The organism is Pseudomonas fluorescens (assembly GCF_902497855.1).
In the GTDB taxonomy this organism is placed as follows: Bacteria; Pseudomonadota; Gammaproteobacteria; order Pseudomonadales; family Pseudomonadaceae; genus Aquipseudomonas; species Aquipseudomonas fluorescens_BI.
Genome location: NZ_CABVHU010000001.1, coordinates 986,390 through 1,005,963, shown reverse-complemented (window position 1 = coordinate 1,005,963; position 19,574 = coordinate 986,390). Strand labels below are relative to the sequence as shown.

Below are 19,574 nucleotides of genomic sequence, written 5' to 3'. Positions count from 1 at the left end.
CTCACACCCCCGACAATTGCAGCGGCAGTTCCCGCAGGCGCTGCCCGGTCAGGGCGAACACCGCGTTGGCCACCGCCGGCGCCGTGGGCGGTACGCCGGCCTCGCCGATACCGCCGGGTTTCTCGCTGCTGGGCACGATATGCACTTCGACCAGTGGCATCTCGTTGAGCCGCAGCACCTGATAGTCGTGATAATTGGACTGCTCTACCCGTCCGTCCTTGAAGGTCAGTTTGCTGTGCAAGGTAAATCCGAGGCCGAACGTGATCGCCGACTCCATTTGCGCGGCGATGCTCATCGGGTTGACCGCAATGCCGCAATCCACCGCGCATACCACCCGATGCACGCGGATCGCCAGATTGTCCTGGGACACTTCGGCGACCTGGGCAATGTAACTGCCGAAAGACTCATGCACCGCGACACCCAAGGCGTGGCCGTCCGGCAAAGGGGCCTTCCAGCCGGCTTTCTCGACGGCCAGGTTCAGCACGCCGAGGTGCCGTGGATGATCCTTGAGCAGGGTTCGTCGATAGTCGACCGGATCCTTGCCGGCCGCCTCAGCCAGTTCGTCGATCAGCGACTCCATCACGAACGCGGTGTGGGTGTGCCCGACCGAACGCAGCCAGAGCACGCTGATCCCGGTTTTCGGCGAATGCAGATCGACCTGGTGATGGGCCAGCCCCGCCAGGTAAGGACTGTCGGCAACCCCTTCGACAGAAGTCTTGTCGATGCCATCCTTGACCATGGTCGCTTCCAATGAAGTGCCGGCCATGATCGACTGTCCAACCAGGACATGCTTCCAGGCGATGGGCAGACCCGCGGCATCCAGGCCGATGCGTGCGTGATGCAGGAACGCGGAGCGGTAATAACCTCCGCGGATATCATCCTCTCGCGACCAGACGGTTTTCACCGGCCCACCCGCTGCCTTGGCGACTTCCACGGCTTCAGCGACAAAATCCGAGGTCGGATTGGCCCGGCGACCAAAACCGCCGCCCAGGAACTGGGTATGAATCTCCACCTGTTCAGGTTTGAGTCCGGTGATTTTCCCCGCGATCATTTGATCCAGGGTCTGGAACTGGGTGCCGGTCCAGATCTCGCATTTGTTCTGGGTGATTCTGACCGTGCAGTTAAGGGGCTCCATCGGCGCGTGGGCCAGGTACGGCACGCTGTATTCGACATCGACGGTCTTCACCGCTTTGCCCAACGTGCCGTCGGTGTCGCCGGCCGTGCTGGCCGAGACGCCGGGAGTGGTGGCGAGCTTGCGGAAGTTTTCCAGCAGTGCCTGACTGTCGAGCCCGGTGTTCGGCCCCAGCTCCCAGTCGACTTTCAGTGCATCGCGTCCCAGCTTCGCCGCCCAGTAATGATCGGCAATCACTGCAACGCCCGTGGGCACCTGCACCACTATGTGCACGCCCGGGATCGCCAGTGCCTCGGCGCCTTCGAAGGATTTGACGCTGCCGCCGAATACCGGAGAACGAGCGACCATGGCGGTCATCAAGCCGTCGAACTGCACGTCCATGCCGAATTTGGCCCGGCCGGTGATTTTCTCCGGCGTGTCCAGGCGCTTGGTGGGCTTGCCGATCACCTTCCAGTCCTTGGCCTCCTTGAACTTGATTGAAGCCGGGTCCGGCACGGGCAGCTTGCCGGCGTCATCGGCCAATTCGCCGTAGGTGGCGCGTTTATCGCCAGCAATGACCACGCCCGACTCGGTGCTGATTTGCGATGGCGCGACGTTGAAGCGCCTGGCGGCGGCGTCGATCAGCATCAAGCGCGCCGCGGCACCCGCCTGGCGGTAACGATCGAACTCCATCCAGGTCGAGGTCGACCCACCCGTGATCTGCATCCCGCCAAACCCTGCCAGACCATAGTCGGCGGCCGAAGCAGGTGCATGTTCGACACGGATTTTCGACCAGTCGGCGTCCAGTTCTTCAGCGATGAGCATGGTCAGGCCTGTCCAGATGCCCTGGCCCATTTCCGAATGGCCGAGCAGCACGGTGACGCTGTCGTCATTGCCGATCCGCAGAAAGGCGTTGGGGGCAAAGACCATGCCCTGGTTTTCGGCGCCGCTGGCAAAGCGATGGGCACCGGGGATGATAAACGCCACCACCAGGCCGCCACCCAGCCATGCGCTACCCTTGAGAAAACCGCGGCGCGATAACGGCTTGATGCTGTTCATGACTCAGGCTCCCGTCAACATGGCATCAACCGATTTCGGCAGCGCGCTTGACCGCGGCACGGATTCTTGGGTAGGTGCCGCAGCGGCAGATGTTGCCGGAAAGCGCCTGATCGATGTCGCTGTCGGTGGGTTGGGGAATCTTCGCCAGCAAAGCGGCCGCCGACATGATCTGCCCGGACTGGCAATAACCGCACTGGACCACATCGAGTTCGGCCCAGGCTCGTTGCACCGGGTGCGAGCCGTCGGTGGACAGGCCTTCGATGGTGAGAATTTTCTGCCCGTGGGCCACGGCCGTGGCGGGCGTGACGCAGGCGCGCAACGGCGCACCGTCGACGTGCACGGTGCAGGCACCGCACTGGGCCATGCCACAACCGAATTTGGTGCCGGTCAGGTGCGCGACATCGCGCAGCACCCAAAGCAGCGGCATGTCCGCCGGTACGTCCAGCGCCTGATCCTTGCCATTGATGTTAAGGGTCAGCATGGCGAATGTCCTCAGACTCACGGTGTTCTGAAGGGCTCTCTCTATGACGGCGCCGTACGCGTTTTTGTAGGAGCGAAGCTTGCTCGCGAAGGCGTCAGAAATGCACACCGCGTTTTCGTTCATCGTCGGAACGCCGCCCGGAGCAAGCTTCGCTCCTGCAAAGGTCGGTGGGCCTGCAGGAGCCTCGGGTTATCCCTACAGCTAAGCGCAATTTTCCCTGCGGGACAGGTTCATCGACCACCGGTCACTTGATGGCCGCGTTTATGGACGAAATGGTATTGGCTCAGGTTAGCGGTATGGTTTTTTGATGGTGTACATATTCGTTTGTGTGGGTATGGCTGCTGGCGGTTTTTTTCGGTGTACATATCCGTTTGTGGGGGCATGGCTGCTGGCGGTTTTTTTCGGTGTACATATCCGTTTGTGGGGGTATGGCTGCTGGCGGTTTTTTTCGGTGTACATATCCGTTTCTGCGGTCACGGCGACTTAGGGTTCCGCCCTTACGGCGGGTCACTTTGAAAAGCGCAAAGTAACCAAACGCTTTTGCCCCGCCATTCGGTGCCTCGCCTAGGCTCGGCATGCCGTAACGAAGGCATTGCTCCGGGGGCCCGCCGCCATCGGCCATCCATGGCCGGGGGCGGCTACCGCGGCATCCTTGCCGCGGTGCCCCCTGCGCAACGCCTGCGTTCGGCCTCTGGGAAAGGGGCGGCAGATCTGAAGCCAAAGCCAAAGCAACGGCAACGGCAACAGCAACAGCAACAGCAACAGCAACAGCAACTTCAGCGAACCTGGTGCAGGGCATCACACAGTTCAAACTGTAGGAGCTGGCTTGCCAGCGAAAGCGGTGGGTCAGCTGGAAAATTTTTTGACTGAGCGGACGCCTTCGCCGGCAAGCCAGCTCCTACAGAGGATTGGCGTACGGCTTCGCTTTTCACCACTCAACAGGCCGAGCGTTAGCTCGCCTGCAGCTTTTGATCTTGACGCACCGCGCCATCGGGAGGCCGAGTGGAGGTTCTGCGCAGTGGGCAACCCGGCATGGATGCCGGGTTAGCCGCCCCCGGCCATGGATGGCCGATGGCGGCGGGCCCACGGAGCAGGACCGGAGCGAGGGCATGCCGAGCATTAGCGAGGCACCGTACGAAAGGGGCAAGAGCGCTTGGTTACTTGGCGCTTTTCCAAGTGACCCGCCGTAAGGGCGGAACCATAAGCGGCCGTTACCGCAGAAATGGATATGCACTCCAAACCAATAACCCTCCCCCGTCACCCCCCCACTGACCCAGAGACCTGAATATCGCCGACAAGATGGCAAACGGCCCCCAACCGATGCTGCAGATCGTTCCGGTGGCCCTGCTGGAGATGATCAACGAACCCGACACGAAAAAATCCCAACGCGCCATGGAAGCGATGCTGCAAATAAAAAACTCGACCTCGCCGCGTTGCAACGAGCCTTTGACGGCGAGAGCTAATACACTGCGAAGCTGACCTGCCGAGGACGCTGACATGAAGCACACCGTCGCCAAAGATGCTGACAAGGCCCCGCGTTTCTGGCGCGATGGGGCCCTGCCCTTCATCGAAGCCCGTTCCATCGCCGACGGCCGCGAAGTCTGCTACACCCGGCATGCCCACGAGCACTTTTCCATCGGTGCGATCACCGCCGGGCGCAGTACCTATGTCCATGAGCAATCGCAATTTCCGGTCAGTACCGGCACCGTGGTGCTGATGAATCCCGGCGATGTGCACGCCTGCAATCCCATCGACAATCAGCCCTGGTCCTACTTGATGCTGTACGTCGATACGCCCTGGCTCACCGACTTGCAGCATCAGCTCGGGTTCAGCCACGACCTGGCGTTTCGCCGGTTCTCCATCACCCATAACCGCGACACCCTGCTGTTTGACGGTCTCAAGGCGTTATACGAAGTGCTGGTCGATCAACAGTACGATGTGCTGCATAAACACAGTGCGGCAGTGGAGTTTTTTACTGAGGTGCAGCTGCGACTCAACCCCGTCGACCCGCCGCTGCGCGAGCCCAATTTCAAGCTGGAACGGGCCGCCGACTACATCCGCGACAATTGCACGCAAATGCTCAAGCTCGAAGACATCTGCACGGCCGCCCAATTGTCGCCGTCTTACCTGATCCGCGCGTTCAAGCACCATTACGGCATGACGCCCCATGCGTTTCTCGTGAACCGGCGGATTCAGTTTGCCCAGGATCGACTGCGCAGCGGCAAGCTGATCGCCGATGTCGCCCTGGAAGCGGGATTTGCCGACCAGGCGCATTTTCAACGGGCGTTCAAGCAGCACCTGGCGGCGACACCGGGGCAGTATCGCGGCTGACTCATATATCCCTGTATTGATTGCAGCTAGGGCAATAGCAGGTAAACGGCACTCACCACCAGCAACGATGCCATGATCCGGTTGAACAACCGCATCACCCCCGGATTGTGCAAATAACCGCGCAAAAAGGTCCCGGCATAAGCCCAGCAACCGACGGACACATAGCAGATCACCAGGTACACCGCGGCAAACTGCCAGACCAGCCGCGCCTCGCCATCGGCGACAAACGCGCCCATGCCGGCTACGCAAGCCAGCCATGCCTTCGGGTTGAGCCATTGCATGACAGCGCCGTAGAGCATCGACGGTGCCCGGCCCGGCGCCTTCGCTTCGAGATGGCCCTTGTCGGCGGCGAGCTTGAAGGCCATGTACAACAGGAACGCCACCCCGGCCCATTGCACCCCTTGCGTCAACGCCGGCCAACGTTGCAACAGCTCATGCAACCCCAACCCCATCAGCACCAGCAGCAAGACAAACCCCAGGGTCGCACCGGCCACATGCCGCTGACTGGCCCGAAAGCCGAAACGCGCCCCCGAGCTCAACGCCACGATATTCACCGGCCCCGGCGTGATCGACGCTGCGAGGGCAAACGCCGCCATGGACATAATCAGACTCATCGCACCTTACTTCCATTCAGTTGAACCAGGCCCCAAGGTAGAGAGCGGCTCGATGGCTGTATTGAACAAAACGCCCCTCACCTGTACCGCGACTGACGTTCACCACTGTATGGGTCGAGCCTTGCACGCCTGTGATAAAAATATCGCTCTTGTTTCAGGAGCCTCGCCATGGACCTCGCCGCCCTCTCCCTCTTTCTCCCCGCCTGCTTTGCCCTGAACATGGCGCCTGGCCCGAACAACCTGCTGTCGGTCAGCAATTCGACTCGCTACGGCTACCGCACGGCATGCGTCGCCGGGATCGGCCGGCTGCTGGCGTTTGCCGGGATGATCGCCCTCGCGTCGGCGGGGCTGGCAGTGGTGCTACAAACCTCGGAGCTGCTGTTCTACGGGATCAAGATCATCGGCGCGGCCTATCTGTTTTATCTTGCCTGGCAGTTGTGGCGTGCCGACCCCGGGACGCAAGACAGTGTCGCGGGGGCTCCCGTGGGCACGCTGAGATTGGCTCGGCAGGAGTTTCTGGTGGCGGCGGGCAATCCGAAAGCGATCCTGATCTTCACCGCATTCCTGCCACAGTTCGTTGACCCGACCCGGGCGATCACCCCGCAATTTGCGCTGTTGGGCGCGTTGTTCCTGATACTGGAATGGATTGCGATCGGCGCCTACGCCTATATGGGCCTGCACATGCGCCGCTGGTTTGCCCAGCCCCGGGGCAAGCGGATATTCAACCGTTGCTGTGCGGGATTGTTGTCGGCGGCGGCTTCGGTGTTGCTGATGGCACGGCGGGCCTGAGCAACCGACTTTCATTGGGGGACTGAAGGTGCCACGGCGCCTGGCCGGAATTCTCTGTCGATTTTCCGGTGGAGGCCCCGGCCGACGCGCCTTATGCTCAGTCCATGAACCTCCAAAACACGTTACTGCCACCCCACGCCGAGATGGTTCGCGCCATGCTCGAACGAGACACCGCCTACGAGGGGGTGTTCTTCACCGCGGTGAAAACCACGGGCATCTTCTGTCGCCCCGGCTGCACGGCGCGCAAGCCCAGGCCTGAGAACGTCGAGTTCTTCGCCCATGCCGATGAATGCCTGGCGGCCGGCTACCGCGCCTGCCTGCGCTGTAAACCGCTGGACGCGGCGGCTATCGCCCCGGATTGGGTGCAAAAGCTGCTCGCGGCGGTGGATGCCGATCCCGACCTGCGCTGGAGCGATGCGCAGTTGCTCGCCGAAGGCATCGAGCCGCTGAAACTGCGACGCTGGTTCAAGCAGCATTTCGGCATGACCTTCCACGCCTGGCTGCGCACCCGCCGCCTCGGCATGGCATTGGGCGGGATCAGACAGGGCGACTCCATCGATCACGCGGCATTCGACTCAGGCTACGAATCACTGAGCGGTTTCCGCGATGCGTTTCAAAAGTCCTTCCACATCACCCCCGGCCGCGCCATCAACAGCGAACCGTTGCTGTTCACCCGCCTGACCACGCCCCTGGGGCCGATGATCGCCATGGCCGAACGCCGTGGGCTGGTGTTGCTGGAATTTCTTGACCGGCCGGCACTGACCCGGGAAGTCGCAGAATTGCAGCATCGCTACGGTTATGCCGTAGCGCCCGGGCACAACGGCCATTTGCGCCAGATAGAAGAGGAACTGGCGCAGTATTTCGCCGGCAAACTGACCGCCTTCAACGTGCCGTTGCACCTGCCGGGCAGCGAATTCGCCCGCCAGGTGTGGGCCGAGCTGGCGAAGATACCTTACGGCCAGACCAGCACCTACGGCACCATCGCCGCCAAACTGGGCAAGCCTGGCGCGAGCCGTGCCGTGGGCCTGGCGAACGGGCACAACCGCCTTTCGATTGTCTTGCCCTGCCACCGGGTGATCGGTGCGGACGGCTCGCTGACCGGCTATGGTGGAGGACAACCGCGCAAGGCGTTTCTGCTCCGACTGGAAAAAGCCGCCGTGCAGCGCTCCGAACACTTGGCGTTCTGATCCACGCCGCTCATGAACATCATCAGGAAGGACAAGCTGACCTCCATGCCCGATCAGTACCTGCCCGCCACCAGGTTTCTGGCGTCCATCGACGATGACTGGCGTCGCCACATCGCCGCCATCGGCCCCTGCCTGCATCAGCCCCATGCGGCTCGCGACCCCTATGAATCGCTGGTGCGGGCGATTGCTTACCAGCAATTGCACGCCCGGGCCGGGGACGCGATTGTCGGTCGGCTGCTGGCCTTGTTTCCAGGGAAGGCATTCCCCAGACCTGAACAGATTGTCGCGACGGACTTCGACCCACTGCGCAATTGCGGGTTCTCCGCCAGCAAGATCGCGACCATTCAGGGCATTGCCCAAGCGACACTGGACGGTGTGGTGCCAGATTACGCCACCGCGCTGGCGATGGATGACGAAGTGTTGATCGAACGCTTGATCACGTTGCGCGGGGTCGGGCGCTGGACCGTGGAGATGTTGCTGATTTACAGTCTGGAACGGCCGGATATCCTGCCGGCCGATGACTTTGGCGTGCGCGAGGGTTATCGGCGGCTCAAGGGGCTGGAGGTGCAGCCGACGCGCAAGCAGATGATTGAGATCGGGCTGGCGTGGAGCCCGTTTCGGACGGTGGCGTCCTGGTATTTGTGGCGGGTGCCTGGCCGGTAGACCGCGTTATCGTTCTTCGCCGGCACATTCACCACAAACCGCTAATCTGTCCTGGATAAGCCAAACACCAGTCGGAGGGTGCCATGCAGCTCGAAGGTTCCTGCCATTGCGGCGCGGTGTCGTTCAGTTTGACCAGCGCCCACCCCTACCCCTACCAGCGCTGCTACTGCTCAATCTGCCGCAAGACCCAGGGCGGGGGCGGTTACTCGATCAATATTGCGGGAGACGCCGCCAGCCTGAAAGTGCGAGGCCGCAAACACATTGCGATTTACCACGCGCGACTCAAGGCAGAAGGCGCCAAGCGCGCCCACCGCAGCACTGCCGAACGGCATTTCTGCTCAATGTGCGGCTCCGGCTTGTGGTTGTTCAGCCCCGAATGGCCGGAATTGATCCACCCCTTCGCATCAGCCATCGACACCCCGCTGCCGGTGCCGCCGGAACACACGCACTTGTTGCTCGATTCCAGGGCACCATGGGTAGAAGTCGAATTGCGTCCTGGAGACAAGCAGTTCGATGCCTATCCCGAGGAGTCGATCGCCCAGTGGCATGAGCGCCTGGGTTTGAGCCGCTGATGCTGCCAGGCAGCAGCGCAGTACGGGCTTTGTAAAAGCGCGAAACCATTCATCCTCCAGCGCCTGGCCTGCAACCTTGCTGCGCACGGTCCAAGCCTTTACTGTCTGGACTGTGCATACCGGCTTTACCCCTATAACGCTTACCGTCTGACTTCAATGTCTGTCATTAACCAAAGGAATGGTTATGAACAATAAATACCCAAAGGCATCCTGCCTATTGGCTGGAACATTATTCTTATCGACATGCGTTGCCGCCGCCGATCTCGGCGAAGGACTGGTCAATGAGTCCGATGCGGTATTGCTCAACAATCAGAACGCTCACTACAGTCGTTGGAATGGCGTTGGACAGCTATTCTGGAATGACGATCCCAGCTGCACCGCAAGCCTGCTGGATACACGTGATGAACACAATAACGCGCTCGGCCCTGCCTATTTACTCACCGCCGCTCATTGCGTGCTCGACGAACAGGAACCCGACCCGACTAATGGATTATCCATAACATTCAATTATTTCCACGACACGCCAAACGCCTACAAAACCTACACAATCAATCGAACTGTCTGGAAGGACTATCAACAGGCCGATCTCGCCATCCTGGAGTTGGACGCCACACTGTCGACACTGCTCGCGGATGGAATTAATCCGCTACGGATGGCATCCGAATGGCCAAGGATTACTGCGAATGTTCTAGTTGTCGGCATCCCCGGTGACCTGCAGGAGTCAGGGCTACGGCTGGCAGCCTGCGCCCAGGAGCCTACGGATGGCACCCTGATCGAGGACACTCGCGCCTACCTTGCCACCGTGAAAAACCGCTGCAAGGAAATACGCCCCGGCTCTTCAGGAAGCCCTGTGCTAGACCGCAATAGCGGCCAGATTCTCAGTGTTTTGGCGACGAGCACCTATGGCGCGAAGAGTGACGAAAAATGCTTTGAAAATGCCCCCTGTGAGGTCAGACGCGGGCAACCGGTGTTCTCTTCCGACACCCACTACGCCCATCCCGTCGATCATCTATCGAGTTGTTTCAGCAACGGCGCATTCAACAGCACTGCAACAGTGTGCGCCCCCTACACTACGTTCGAAGTGACCGACACGACCCGGCTAACCCAATACGTGGCAATGCCTGAGGAGGCCAACAGTTCGCCCCCTGTCATACACGTTGATTTTACGCTGAGTACAGCCCATTACCGATTCAAGACCGCGCGGGATGTCGCCCTTTGCCAATCTCCTCATGACTACAGCGGTGTCATCAATGCGAACGGTGCATCGCTCAAGGCGCCGATCAGCCGAGAACCTGGCATGCATTATCTTTGCATCGTAGGCGTCGAATCCGCAGACCACAGGCCGAGCATAGAGTTGATGAAAAGTGCCTGGGTCATCCCGGCACAGCTTCTCGACAGAACACCGGTGCGAATGCCGGAGCCGACGATCACATTGAGCGCCGACGACAATTATCACGTTGAATGGCGGTATTCGGTTCCGATGTATTTTGGCACGCTCTATTACACCAGTCCGGCCACGGATACAGATTGCAATGCAATACCGGTCAATGACTATGTTGAAACCTTTGCAGGTATTACGTTCAACACCGGACAATTGCCTTTAACGCTGTGCAGCAGAAACCAGGATCTGAGTAACCGCTATTCAAATGCTCGAACGGATCTGCTGGCGTTGCCGTGAATGACCGGAACGGGTCAGGCCCATCTTGAGCAATCCTTGATCATCGATCCCCCGCCAGCCTGAGCGCGCTGACGGGGTTTATTGCCCTGAAAATCAGGCGGCTGCCATGGGGCCTGGCACGCCACTATGAAACCGGAACTCCACATCCGGCGACTCGATCAACGCCTGCTCGGCGGCGCGAACCCTGTCGATCACCTGGGCGATGTCCTTGGCGTCACCATACTGGTAGGCCAGTTTCAGATACCCCTGAAAATGCCGCGCCTCGCTTTTCAGCAGGCCGAAGTAGAATTTGCCCAGCTCTTCATCCAGATGCGGCACCAGCGCCTCGAAACGCTCGCAACTGCGCGCCTCGATAAACGCGCCGACCACCAGGGTGTCCACCAGCTTGACCGGTTCGTGACTGCGCACCACTTTGCGCAGGCCCGAGGCATAACGCCCGGCGGACAGCTGACGCAGCTCGATCTTGCGCTTCTTCATCAGCCGCATGACCTGTTCGTGGTGCACCAGCTCTTCCCGGGCCAGGCGCGACATCAAGTTGATCAGATCGACATGGGAGTGATACTTGGCAATCAGGCTCAATGCCGTGCTGGCGGCCTTGAATTCGCAGTTCTTGTGATCGATCAGCAGGGTTTCCTGATCGGCCAGCGCGGCCTGGACCCAGCCGTCGGGGGTGCGGCAGCCGAGGAACTCGTGAATTTCGGGAAGGATCATGGGGCTCACGGATAAGAGGTTCAAAACGAAGGGCGCCGATTATACCGGCCTGCCGGCAGACCACCAGCCGCGACCGTTGATATGCATCAAGTCCCGAATGCCCGGCCAGCAACTATAGTTGTCCAACGCAGTATTTTTACCTTCCTGGAGATCCCGATCATGCAAGCCATCCGCAGCATCCTGGTGGTCCTCGAACCCGAACACTCGGAAAGCCTGGCGCTCAAGCGGGCCAAATTGATTGCCGGTGTGACCCAGGCCCATCTGCACCTGTTGGTCTGTGACCGCAAGCATGACCACAGCGCCATGCTGGGCGTACTCAAGGCCGCCCTGCTGGAGGACGGTTTCAGCGTCACCACCGAGCAGGCCTGGAATGAAAGCCTGCATGAAACCATCGTCGACGTGCAGCAGGCGGAAGGTTGCGGGCTGGTGATCAAACAGCATTACCCCGACAGCCCGTTGAAAAAGGCCCTGCTGACCCCCGCAGACTGGAAACTGCTGCGCTACTGTCCAACCCCGGTGCTGCTGGTCAAAACCTCGAAACCCTGGACCGGCGGGGTCATTCTGGCGGCGATCGACGTCGGCAATACCGATGGCGAACACCGCACCTTGCACGCCAGCATCGTCGATCACGGTTATGACATCGCCAGCCTGGCCAAAGCCCATTTGCATGTGGTCAGTGCCCATCCGTCGCCGATGCTGTCGGCGGCCGACCCGACGTTGCAACTCAGCGAAACCATCGAGGCGCGCTATCGCGAGCAGTGCAAGGCCTTCCAGGCCGAGTTCGACATCGATGACGAGCACCTGCACATCGCCGAAGGCCCGGCGGATGTGTTGATTCCGTATACGGTGCACAAGCTGGGTGCGTCGGTGACGGTGATCGGCACGGTTGCGCGGTCCGGGTTATCCGGGGCTTTGATCGGGAATACGGCGGAAGTGGTGCTGGATGCGGTGGAGAGTGACGTGCTGGTATTGAAGCCGGATACGATCATGGATCATCTGGAGGAGATTGTGACCCAGCATTGAGGCTTGCGCTGCTGGTTAGACCGCCTTCGCTGCGATGCGGCGATCCGACAAGCCAGCTCCTACAGGGATTTGCGAGCGACACAGATCCCTGTAGGAGCTGGCTTGCCAGCGAAGCTTTTAAGATTTACCCGCCAAACGCATCCCTGAGAAAACCCGGTGCAATGTAGCGCTGGTAATGCGCCTCCGAAAGCAAAAAGAACTCCCGATCAATGGCATCACGCAGTTCCGGCAGGTTCCAGTCGCGAAACTCCGGCATCAACACCATCCCGTAGGCTTCCAGATTGTTGATCACCCGCGCGCCACGGGCGATCAACTGATAAGCCCAGCAATATTGCGACTGATGCGGCACAAAACGGATCTTGCGCTGCTCCAGCTGCCATCGCAGGCGCTGGGGATCGAAAATCTCCAGCTTGCTGGCCATCACCTGGGACAGCAATTGCTCGAGCCGCAGCCACACGGCGCGTTTTTCTTCCTCGTTGTAACCATTCCAGTTGATCACTTCATGGTGGAATCGCTTGCAGCCACGGCACACCAGATCACCGTAAACAGTGGAGCAAAGGCCGACGCAGGGGGTCTTGATGGTCTGATTGGGCATAGTCAGGAGAGCACGGGAAAGCAGAACAGGTGGGCATGTTAGCCCTTTGTCTAACATTCATCACCCCTCAAAATTCAGGGCGGAGGGTCTATTGGACTTTAGTGACGGCCGCGTTGCGCGCCTACGTGCCCGAGGCTGCGTTGCGGGATTTGCCAAGGGAACAACCATTAGCAGCATCCCGCGCCTTGCCTCGCACACGTAGGCCCACAACGCGCCTCGCCACCAAAGTCCAATAGACCCTCACTTACCTTTAATTTTTTTTTCCCGTAGAATCAGCCAGCCTTTTAAGGCGCCAATGTCCGTTAGAAGCTGTTTTCAAAGCGTCACGAGCACAGTCGTTCCTTCAGAGCGGTGTTGGCGAAGGGTTTTTCCAGCGGGGAAAAGCCCAACGCCAACCCTCATCAGCTCCCGTTCTGCAGGCGTAAAACTTTGAAAGCAGCTTCTGTAAGGAATTGTCGGTAATTCTGGCTAAGTGGCCCACAACGCCACGCAGCGCATGAGTACGGCAATTTCGGGATGAGCGTCCCGGACACCCAGATGGGACCACTGATGAGGGTAATAACTGTGCTTGAAGCCTACCGCAAACATATCGAAGAGCGCGCAGCACTGGGTATCGTTCCCCAGCCGCTTAACGCCGAACAAACTGCAGGCCTGGTCGAGCTGCTGAAGAATCCCCCGGCTGGCGAAGAAGCTTTCCTCGTTGACCTGATCACCAATCGCGTTCCGCCTGGCGTGGACGAAGCGGCCTATGTCAAGGCCGGTTTCCTCTCCGCCCTGGCCAAAGGCGAAGCCACCTCCCCTCTGATCGACAAGAAGCGCGCTGTTGAACTGCTCGGCACCATGCAGGGCGGCTACAACATCGTGACCCTGGTCAACCTGCTGGACGACGCCGAACTGGCGCCAGTGGCGGCCGAAGAACTCAAGCACACCCTGCTGATGTTCGATGCATTCCACGATGTTGCCGAAAGAGCCAAGAACGGCAACGTTCACGCCAAAGGCGTTCTGCAATCCTGGGCCGACGGCGAGTGGTTCAAGAACCGCCCTGTGCTGGCCGACAAGATCAGCCTGCGCGTATTCAAGGTCACCGGCGAAACCAATACCGACGACCTGTCTCCTGCTCCTGATGCCTGGTCCCGCCCGGACATCCCGCTGCACGCCCTGGCCATGCTGAAAATGGCCCGCGACGGCATCGTGCCGGACGTACAAGGCTCCATCGGCCCGATGAAGCAGATCGAAGAAATGCGCAACTCCGGCTTCCCGATCGCCTACGTTGGCGACGTGGTCGGTACCGGTTCTTCGCGTAAATCCGCCACCAACTCGGTGCTGTGGTTCTTCGGCGACGACGTTCCCTACGTGCCGAACAAGCGTGCCGGCGGCTTCTGCTTCGGCAGCAAGATCGCTCCGATCTTCTACAACACCATGGAAGATGCCGGCGCCCTGCCGATCGAATTCGACGTCACCAACATGAACATGGGCGATGTCATCGACCTGTACCCGCATGCTGGCAAAGTCTGCAAGCACGGCACTGACGAAGTCCTGACCACCTTCGAAATGAAGACCCCGGTGCTGTTGGACGAAGTCCGTGCCGGCGGCCGTATTCCGCTGATCATCGGCCGTGGCCTGACCGACAAGGCTCGCGCCGAACTGGGCCTGCCAGCGTTCGACCTGTTCAAGAAGCCGGATGCCCCGATCGAAAGCACCAAGGGTTTCACCCTGGCGCAGAAAATGGTCGGCAAGGCGTGCGGCGTAGCCGGTGTGCGTCCAGGCACCTACTGCGAACCGAAGATGACCACCGTCGGTTCCCAGGACACCACCGGTCCGATGACCCGCGACGAACTGAAAGACCTGGCGTGCCTGGGCTTCTCCGCCGACCTGGTGATGCAGTCGTTCTGCCACACCGCGGCTTATCCAAAGCCGATCGACGTGACCACCCACCACACCCTGCCAGACTTCATGATGACCCGCGGCGGCGTTTCCCTGCGTCCGGGCGACGGCATCATCCACAGCTGGCTGAACCGCATGCTGCTGCCGGACACCGTTGGCACCGGTGGTGACTCCCACACCCGTTTCCCGATGGGCATTTCGTTCCCGGCCGGTTCGGGCCTGGTTGCGTTCGCTGCTGCCACCGGCGTGATGCCGCTGGACATGCCGGAATCGATCCTGGTGCGCTTCAAAGGCAAGATGCAACCGGGCGTTACCCTGCGTGACCTGGTTCACGCCATTCCTTACTTCGCGATTCAGGCTGGCCTGCTGACCGTCGAGAAGAAAGGCAAGAAGAACGCCTTCTCCGGCCGCATTCTGGAAATCGAAGGCCTGGACAACCTGAGCATCGAGCAGGCTTTCGAGCTGTCCGACGCCTCGGCCGAACGTTCGGCTGCCGGTTGCACCATCAAGCTGTCGAAAGAGTCGATCACCGAGTACCTGAGCTCCAACATCACCCTGCTGCGCTGGATGATCGGCGAAGGCTACGGCGATGCACGTACTCTGGAACGTCGTGCTCAAGCGATGGAAGCCTGGATCGCCAACCCTGAGTTGATGGTTGCCGACGCTGACGCCGAATACGCTGAAGTCATCGAAATCGACCTGGCCGACATCAAGGAGCCTGTGCTCTGCGCGCCGAACGATCCGGACGACGCCCGTCTGCTGTCCAGCGTTGCTGGCGAGAAGATCGACGAAGTGTTCATCGGTTCGTGCATGACCAACATCGGTCACTTCCGCGCGGCCGGCAAGTTGCTGGAACAGGTCAAGGGTCAGCTGCCAACCCGTCTGTGGCTGTCGCCGCCGACCAAGATGGACGCTCACCAGTTGACCGAAGAAGGCTACTACGGCATCTACGGCAAGGCTGGCGCACGCATGGAAATGCCGGGTTGCTCGCTGTGCATGGGTAACCAGGCACGCGTAGAGCCGAATTCGACTGTTGTGTCTACTTCGACCCGTAACTTCCCGAACCGCCTGGGTGACGGCGCGAACGTTTACCTGGCTTCGGCCGAGTTGGCGTCCGTTGCGTCCATCCTGGGTCGCCTGCCGACCGTCGAGGAGTACATGGAATACGCGGGCAAGATCGACAGCATGGCGGCCGATGTCTACCGCTACCTGTCCTTCGACCAGATCGCCGAGTTCCGTGAGGCTGCTGCGAACGCCAACATCCCGGTCGTTCAAGCCTAACGCTGCAACGCAATAAAAAAACGCCGCCCATCGTGAGATGAGCGGCGTTTTTTTATGCCTGGGCAAATGTGGGACTCACTGCTTTCACCGATCGTTCCCACGCTCTGAGTGGGAATGCAGCCCGGGACGCTCCGCGTCCCTTTCGAGAGCTGGAACGCGGAGCGTCCCTTGAGGCGTTCCCACGCGGAGCGTGGGAACGATCAGACAGCAACATCAGTGGTGATTTAAACTCAGGCAGTCAGCGAGTAGATCAACGCCGAAATCGCCACCAGGCCCACCGCCGTCACGAAGACATTGGAAGCCTGCCCGCGATAACGCGCCATGGCCGGCACTTTGCGAATCGCATACATCGGCATCAGGAACAAAATCGCTGCGATGACCGGACCACCCAGGGTTTCAATCATCCCCAGGATGCTCGGGTTCAGCGTGGCAACAATCCAGCAGACCACCAGCATGAACGCCGCCGTCATACGGTCCAGCGTCTTCGGCGCCGGACGCTTGCCGCTTTTCACGATCAGTCCTTTAAGACCTTCGCTGGCACCAATGTAGTGGCCGAGGAACGACTTGGAAATCGCCACGAAGGCAATCAACGGCGCCGCAAAGGCGATGGTCGGATTGCTGAAGTGGTTAGCCAGGTAGGACAGGATCGACAGGTTCTGCGCCTTGGCCTCGGCCAGTTGCGCCGGCGACAGGGTCAGCACGCAGCTGAACACGAAAAACAGCACCATCACCACCATCAAGGCGTGGGCCCGGGACAGTATCTGCGAACTGCGCTCCTGGGCGTGATCGCCGTAACGACGTTTCTGGTCCACCGCAAACGCCGAGATGATCGGCGAGTGGTTGAACGAAAACACCATCACCGGAATCGCCAGCCACAAGGTGTGCAACAACGCCGAGGGTTCAGGCAGCGTGGACGCGGTGGCCAGGATGCCGCCGTTCCAGTGCGGAATCAGGAACACCGCGAGAAACAGCAGCGCCACGATGAACGGATAGACCATCAGGCTCATGGCCTTGATGATCACTTGCTCGCCGCAACGCACCACGGCCAGCAGGCCAAGGATCAGCACCAACGACAATACGGCGCGCGGTGGCGGCATGATGTGCAGTTGATGCTCGAGGAAACTGCCCACGGTGTTGGTCAGGGCCACACTGTAGATCAGCAGGATCGGGAAGATCGCAAAAAAGTAGAGCAAGGTGATCAGCGCGCCGGCCTTGATCCCGAAGTGCTCTTCCACCACTTCGGTGATGTCTGCGCCTTCGCGTCCGGACAGCACGAAGCGGGTCAGGCCGCGGTGTGCGTAAAACGTCATCGGGAACGCCAACACTGCAAGGATCAGCAACGGCCAGAAGCCGCCCAGCCCTGCATTGATCGGCAAAAACAGTGTGCCAGCCCCGATGGCCGTGCCAAACAGGCCCAGCATCCAGGTGGTGTCATGGCGATTCCAGCGGGTAAGGCTTGCTGGTGTCGCCGCTACATAGCGTTCGTCGACGCTATTGGCCTGATCATTCATCCGGTGGGATCTCCGCATTCCGGTCATTTGCTACCCGGTCAGGACGAGTCGGAAAAAACCGACAGGCAGCGCCCTGACCGAAACAGGGGCGCGATTGTCCGGGATTAATGAACAGAAGCAAAGACTTAGCTGAGGAGCGGTGGTGCGGATCGGTCAATCAGGCGAAGTTGCCCCCTGTGGGATCGGTGGTGCCCTTGCCTGCGAATAAAATAGATTGTCTAAACTATCCATTCGCCAGGGTTTCAACCTGATGTATGTTCAATTCCGCTGCCGTCCGGCAGCACTCAATGCGGAGTCACGCCATGCCACTCGTTCGCGTCGACATCAGGAAGCATCAGGACCCCGGTTACGCCAAACGTGTCGGGCAATTGATCTACGCCGCCATGCACAGCGCCATTGGCGTGCCGGAGAACGATAATTTCCAGATTCTGGCCGAGCACGATGAACATCATTTCATCTTCGATCCCGGATACCTGGGCATTAACCGCACCGACAACCTGGTGGTAATTCAAATCACGCTGAGCGAAGGTCGCACCGTCGAACAGAAAAAGCTGCTCTATAAAACCATCGTGGACAGTTTGCATGCGCAACTGTCGGTTCGACTGGAAGATGTGTTCATCAATCTGGTAGAAGTGAAAAAAGAGAACTGGTCGTTCGGCAACGGAGTTGCCCAGTACGCCATCTGATCTGCGCATGCCTGTTTTAGCTGTTAGGAGTGGTCACTGAAAAAAACGATACTGCTCTTGCAATATTTACACGTAGGAAAACTCCTACAGACAACACATCGACAAACAAGTACGACAAACTGTTTCTTAAATACTAGAAGTCTGAATTGTTACAAGCAACTACCCGCCATTGAACAACCCACCTTTCCAGCTTATATTTTTCACGCATTGAATCTAAATGATCAATAACGCGACTCCCCCATCAACCATGGAGTTATCCGTATGCAAAAAAATAATATTACGTCTACACTCCTGCTTGCCGCAGCATTGTTGTGCCCCCTCGGCAGCTTCGCGCAACAAGCCCCTGCCACTGCCGATATTCGGGACATGGCCTCCTCTCCTCGGTGGCTGACCACCAAGGTCTATATAGAGGGCGATCCACAAACGGATGTAAAAGAGAATTATCCCGGGGTGGTCGGAATATCGACATGGGACCCCGAACGCAATCGCTATGAGTTCTTTTACACCGACACGGGAGAATCAAAATACAAGAATGGAGGTGGCGGTTACTTTTTTGTCACGGGTGATAAAAAAACCCACGTTTTAGTGCCCGATGTCGGACCAACCAAAGCCATCACCAGACGATTGGAAGCGTTGAACACCAATGAGTTCACCTATTCTCGCGAAGTGCCCCGTGACATGAAAGAGAATAACCCGCCGGTACGCATCTATGTCGTTCATGCCCCCTACACCGGAGCAGTAGTTACAAAATCCGCCATCAAGCCCGATACCGATATCCACTGATACCATTCAAGCTGCACGGCACCCACAATTCAATTCATCACCCCAACGCAGCGCTGGCGCTTAAACATATCTTGTCACCTATAAAAACATGGAGTTTCAATATGCAGAAAACCCTGAAATCATTATTGGTATCTACGCTACTGATCGCCTCGGCTTTCTCCGTTGCCAACGCGCAACCCACTACGCCCTCCCCGGCAAAAAATGCCGTTGCCACGCCAGACAATGCCATCATGCTGACCGTCTTTTTAAAGCACGATCAATCACGATCTTTGCCTGAACTGAAGACCCAACTTGAAAAGCAAGGATACTACGAGGCCTTTCCACCTGAGGGGGTAGAGGTCGTCAGTTGGAACACCGTGATGGGTATTGGCCAAATCGTGACATTACGCTTCCCGGCCTCCCGCCTGATCGAAGTAAATCTTGCATTTGAAAGAACAGCATGGGGAAGTTTCAAGACCGAGTTCTATCCGACCTATGATGCCAAAGCGATTGCACTGGCGGAACGAGACAGAGTACTAAAGCAGCGAACCGCCCAGTGACGCTGCGGCAGCACACTGTCTTTGCAGTGTGCTGCCCAGTGACGTGACATCGGCTCCGTCTGCCCCGAACCATGAG

17 protein-coding genes and 1 pseudogene are annotated in these 19,574 nt (G+C 59.2%); 12 read left to right on the top strand and 6 right to left on the bottom strand.

Annotated features, from left to right (window positions below; all coding sequences use genetic code 11):
* Position 1: 1 nt before the first annotated feature.
* Both F8N96_RS04770 and F8N96_RS04765 read right to left on the bottom strand, forming a co-directional pair.
* Positions 2-2,170, bottom strand: a complete 2,169-nt coding sequence (locus F8N96_RS04770; protein WP_150796801.1) for a xanthine dehydrogenase family protein molybdopterin-binding subunit — start codon at positions 2,168-2,170, stop codon at positions 2-4.
* A gap of 25 nt (positions 2,171-2,195) precedes the next feature.
* Positions 2,196-2,651, bottom strand: coding sequence for a (2Fe-2S)-binding protein (locus F8N96_RS04765; protein ID WP_150767677.1), 456 nt, complete (start codon positions 2,649-2,651; stop codon positions 2,196-2,198).
* A 1,326-nt stretch (positions 2,652-3,977) separates the two neighbouring features.
* Here F8N96_RS04765 and F8N96_RS04755 point away from each other — a divergent pair.
* Both F8N96_RS04755 and F8N96_RS04750 read left to right on the top strand, forming a co-directional pair.
* A pseudogene (locus tag F8N96_RS04755) lies at positions 3,978-4,114 on the top strand (VOC family protein); the annotation flags it as partial.
* Positions 4,115-4,148: 34 nt separating this feature from the next.
* Entirely contained in the window at positions 4,149-4,982 is an 834-nt protein-coding gene (locus tag F8N96_RS04750; RefSeq protein ID WP_150796800.1) for an AraC family transcriptional regulator, read from the top strand.
* A 26-nt stretch (positions 4,983-5,008) separates the two neighbouring features.
* Here F8N96_RS04750 and F8N96_RS04745 read toward each other — a convergent pair whose 3' ends face one another.
* Positions 5,009-5,596: a LysE family translocator gene (locus F8N96_RS04745; protein ID WP_150796799.1), complete on the bottom strand. Its 588-nt coding sequence runs from the start codon at positions 5,594-5,596 to the stop codon at positions 5,009-5,011.
* Between the two features lie 168 nt (positions 5,597-5,764).
* Between F8N96_RS04745 and F8N96_RS04740 the strand changes: the two genes are divergently transcribed.
* From F8N96_RS04740 to F8N96_RS04720, 5 genes are all read left to right on the top strand, one after another.
* Positions 5,765-6,385 carry a LysE family translocator gene (locus F8N96_RS04740; RefSeq protein WP_150796798.1) on the top strand — a complete coding sequence of 207 codons (621 nt, stop codon included), beginning with the start codon at positions 5,765-5,767 and terminating at the stop codon, positions 6,383-6,385.
* A 104-nt stretch (positions 6,386-6,489) separates the two neighbouring features.
* Positions 6,490-7,572, top strand: a complete 1,083-nt coding sequence (locus F8N96_RS04735) for a bifunctional transcriptional activator/DNA repair enzyme AdaA (RefSeq protein ID WP_150796797.1) — start codon at positions 6,490-6,492, stop codon at positions 7,570-7,572.
* Positions 7,573-7,617: 45 nt separating this feature from the next.
* Positions 7,618-8,235, top strand: coding sequence for a DNA-3-methyladenine glycosylase family protein (locus tag F8N96_RS04730; RefSeq protein ID WP_150796876.1), 618 nt, complete (start codon positions 7,618-7,620; stop codon positions 8,233-8,235).
* An 83-nt stretch (positions 8,236-8,318) separates the two neighbouring features.
* Positions 8,319-8,807 carry a GFA family protein gene (locus tag F8N96_RS04725; RefSeq protein WP_150796796.1) on the top strand — a complete coding sequence of 163 codons (489 nt, stop codon included), beginning with the start codon at positions 8,319-8,321 and terminating at the stop codon, positions 8,805-8,807.
* 184 nt (positions 8,808-8,991) lie between these two features.
* The gene (locus F8N96_RS04720) at positions 8,992-10,485 is read left to right on the top strand and encodes a trypsin-like serine peptidase (protein ID WP_191635332.1); all 1,494 of its coding nucleotides are present in this window, start codon (positions 8,992-8,994) and stop codon (positions 10,483-10,485) included.
* Positions 10,486-10,578: 93 nt separating this feature from the next.
* Here the strand turns inward: F8N96_RS04720 and F8N96_RS04715 are convergent, their stop codons facing one another.
* A complete protein-coding gene (locus F8N96_RS04715; RefSeq protein ID WP_150796794.1) occupies positions 10,579-11,196 on the bottom strand; it encodes a tRNA-(ms[2]io[6]A)-hydroxylase in 618 nt (205 codons plus the stop codon).
* Between the two features lie 159 nt (positions 11,197-11,355).
* Here F8N96_RS04715 and F8N96_RS04710 point away from each other — a divergent pair, with 159 nt between their 5' ends.
* Entirely contained in the window at positions 11,356-12,219 is an 864-nt protein-coding gene (locus tag F8N96_RS04710) for a universal stress protein (RefSeq protein WP_150796793.1), read from the top strand.
* Positions 12,220-12,343: 124 nt separating this feature from the next.
* Here F8N96_RS04710 and F8N96_RS04705 read toward each other — a convergent pair whose 3' ends face one another.
* Positions 12,344-12,814 carry a DUF1289 domain-containing protein gene (locus F8N96_RS04705; protein ID WP_128871074.1) on the bottom strand — a complete coding sequence of 157 codons (471 nt, stop codon included), beginning with the start codon at positions 12,812-12,814 and terminating at the stop codon, positions 12,344-12,346.
* 564 nt (positions 12,815-13,378) lie between these two features.
* Here F8N96_RS04705 and acnB point away from each other — a divergent pair.
* Entirely contained in the window at positions 13,379-15,979 is a 2,601-nt protein-coding gene (gene acnB, locus F8N96_RS04700; RefSeq protein ID WP_150796875.1) for a bifunctional aconitate hydratase 2/2-methylisocitrate dehydratase, read from the top strand.
* 230 nt (positions 15,980-16,209) lie between these two features.
* On the opposite strand, the gene F8N96_RS04695 is transcribed toward acnB, so the two are convergent.
* Positions 16,210-17,490 carry a serine/threonine transporter gene (locus tag F8N96_RS04695; RefSeq protein WP_150796792.1) on the bottom strand — a complete coding sequence of 427 codons (1,281 nt, stop codon included), beginning with the start codon at positions 17,488-17,490 and terminating at the stop codon, positions 16,210-16,212.
* A gap of 302 nt (positions 17,491-17,792) precedes the next feature.
* Between F8N96_RS04695 and F8N96_RS04690 the strand changes: the two genes are divergently transcribed.
* The 3 genes from F8N96_RS04690 to F8N96_RS04680 all read left to right on the top strand — a co-directional run bounded on the left by F8N96_RS04690 (position 17,793) and on the right by F8N96_RS04680 (position 19,498).
* The gene (locus tag F8N96_RS04690; RefSeq protein ID WP_150796791.1) at positions 17,793-18,176 is read left to right on the top strand and encodes a tautomerase family protein; all 384 of its coding nucleotides are present in this window, start codon (positions 17,793-17,795) and stop codon (positions 18,174-18,176) included.
* 261 nt (positions 18,177-18,437) lie between these two features.
* Positions 18,438-18,959 (top strand): DUF4822 domain-containing protein, encoded by a 522-nt coding sequence (locus F8N96_RS04685; protein ID WP_150796790.1) that lies wholly within the window; start codon positions 18,438-18,440, stop codon positions 18,957-18,959.
* A gap of 101 nt (positions 18,960-19,060) precedes the next feature.
* Positions 19,061-19,498, top strand: a complete 438-nt coding sequence (locus F8N96_RS04680) for a hypothetical protein (RefSeq protein ID WP_150796789.1) — start codon at positions 19,061-19,063, stop codon at positions 19,496-19,498.
* Positions 19,499-19,574 lie beyond the last annotated feature (76 nt).

Coding starts and splice junctions, on each gene's coding strand:
- F8N96_RS04770 (WP_150796801.1), bottom strand. CDS start 2,170: ATGAACAGCATCAAGCCGTTATCGCGCCGCGGTTTTCTCAAGGGTAGC.
- F8N96_RS04765 (WP_150767677.1), bottom strand. CDS start 2,651: ATGCTGACCCTTAACATCAATGGCAAGGATCAGGCGCTGGACGTACCG.
- F8N96_RS04750 (WP_150796800.1), top strand. CDS start 4,149: ATGAAGCACACCGTCGCCAAAGATGCTGACAAGGCCCCGCGTTTCTGG.
- F8N96_RS04745 (WP_150796799.1), bottom strand. CDS start 5,596: ATGAGTCTGATTATGTCCATGGCGGCGTTTGCCCTCGCAGCGTCGATC.
- F8N96_RS04740 (WP_150796798.1), top strand. CDS start 5,765: ATGGACCTCGCCGCCCTCTCCCTCTTTCTCCCCGCCTGCTTTGCCCTG.
- F8N96_RS04735 (WP_150796797.1), top strand. CDS start 6,490: ATGAACCTCCAAAACACGTTACTGCCACCCCACGCCGAGATGGTTCGC.
- F8N96_RS04730 (WP_150796876.1), top strand. CDS start 7,618: ATGCCCGATCAGTACCTGCCCGCCACCAGGTTTCTGGCGTCCATCGAC.
- F8N96_RS04725 (WP_150796796.1), top strand. CDS start 8,319: ATGCAGCTCGAAGGTTCCTGCCATTGCGGCGCGGTGTCGTTCAGTTTG.
- F8N96_RS04720 (WP_191635332.1), top strand. CDS start 8,992: ATGAACAATAAATACCCAAAGGCATCCTGCCTATTGGCTGGAACATTA.
- F8N96_RS04715 (WP_150796794.1), bottom strand. CDS start 11,196: ATGATCCTTCCCGAAATTCACGAGTTCCTCGGCTGCCGCACCCCCGAC.
- F8N96_RS04710 (WP_150796793.1), top strand. CDS start 11,356: ATGCAAGCCATCCGCAGCATCCTGGTGGTCCTCGAACCCGAACACTCG.
- F8N96_RS04705 (WP_128871074.1), bottom strand. CDS start 12,814: ATGCCCAATCAGACCATCAAGACCCCCTGCGTCGGCCTTTGCTCCACT.
- F8N96_RS04695 (WP_150796792.1), bottom strand. CDS start 17,490: ATGAATGATCAGGCCAATAGCGTCGACGAACGCTATGTAGCGGCGACA.
- F8N96_RS04690 (WP_150796791.1), top strand. CDS start 17,793: ATGCCACTCGTTCGCGTCGACATCAGGAAGCATCAGGACCCCGGTTAC.
- F8N96_RS04685 (WP_150796790.1), top strand. CDS start 18,438: ATGCAAAAAAATAATATTACGTCTACACTCCTGCTTGCCGCAGCATTG.
- F8N96_RS04680 (WP_150796789.1), top strand. CDS start 19,061: ATGCAGAAAACCCTGAAATCATTATTGGTATCTACGCTACTGATCGCC.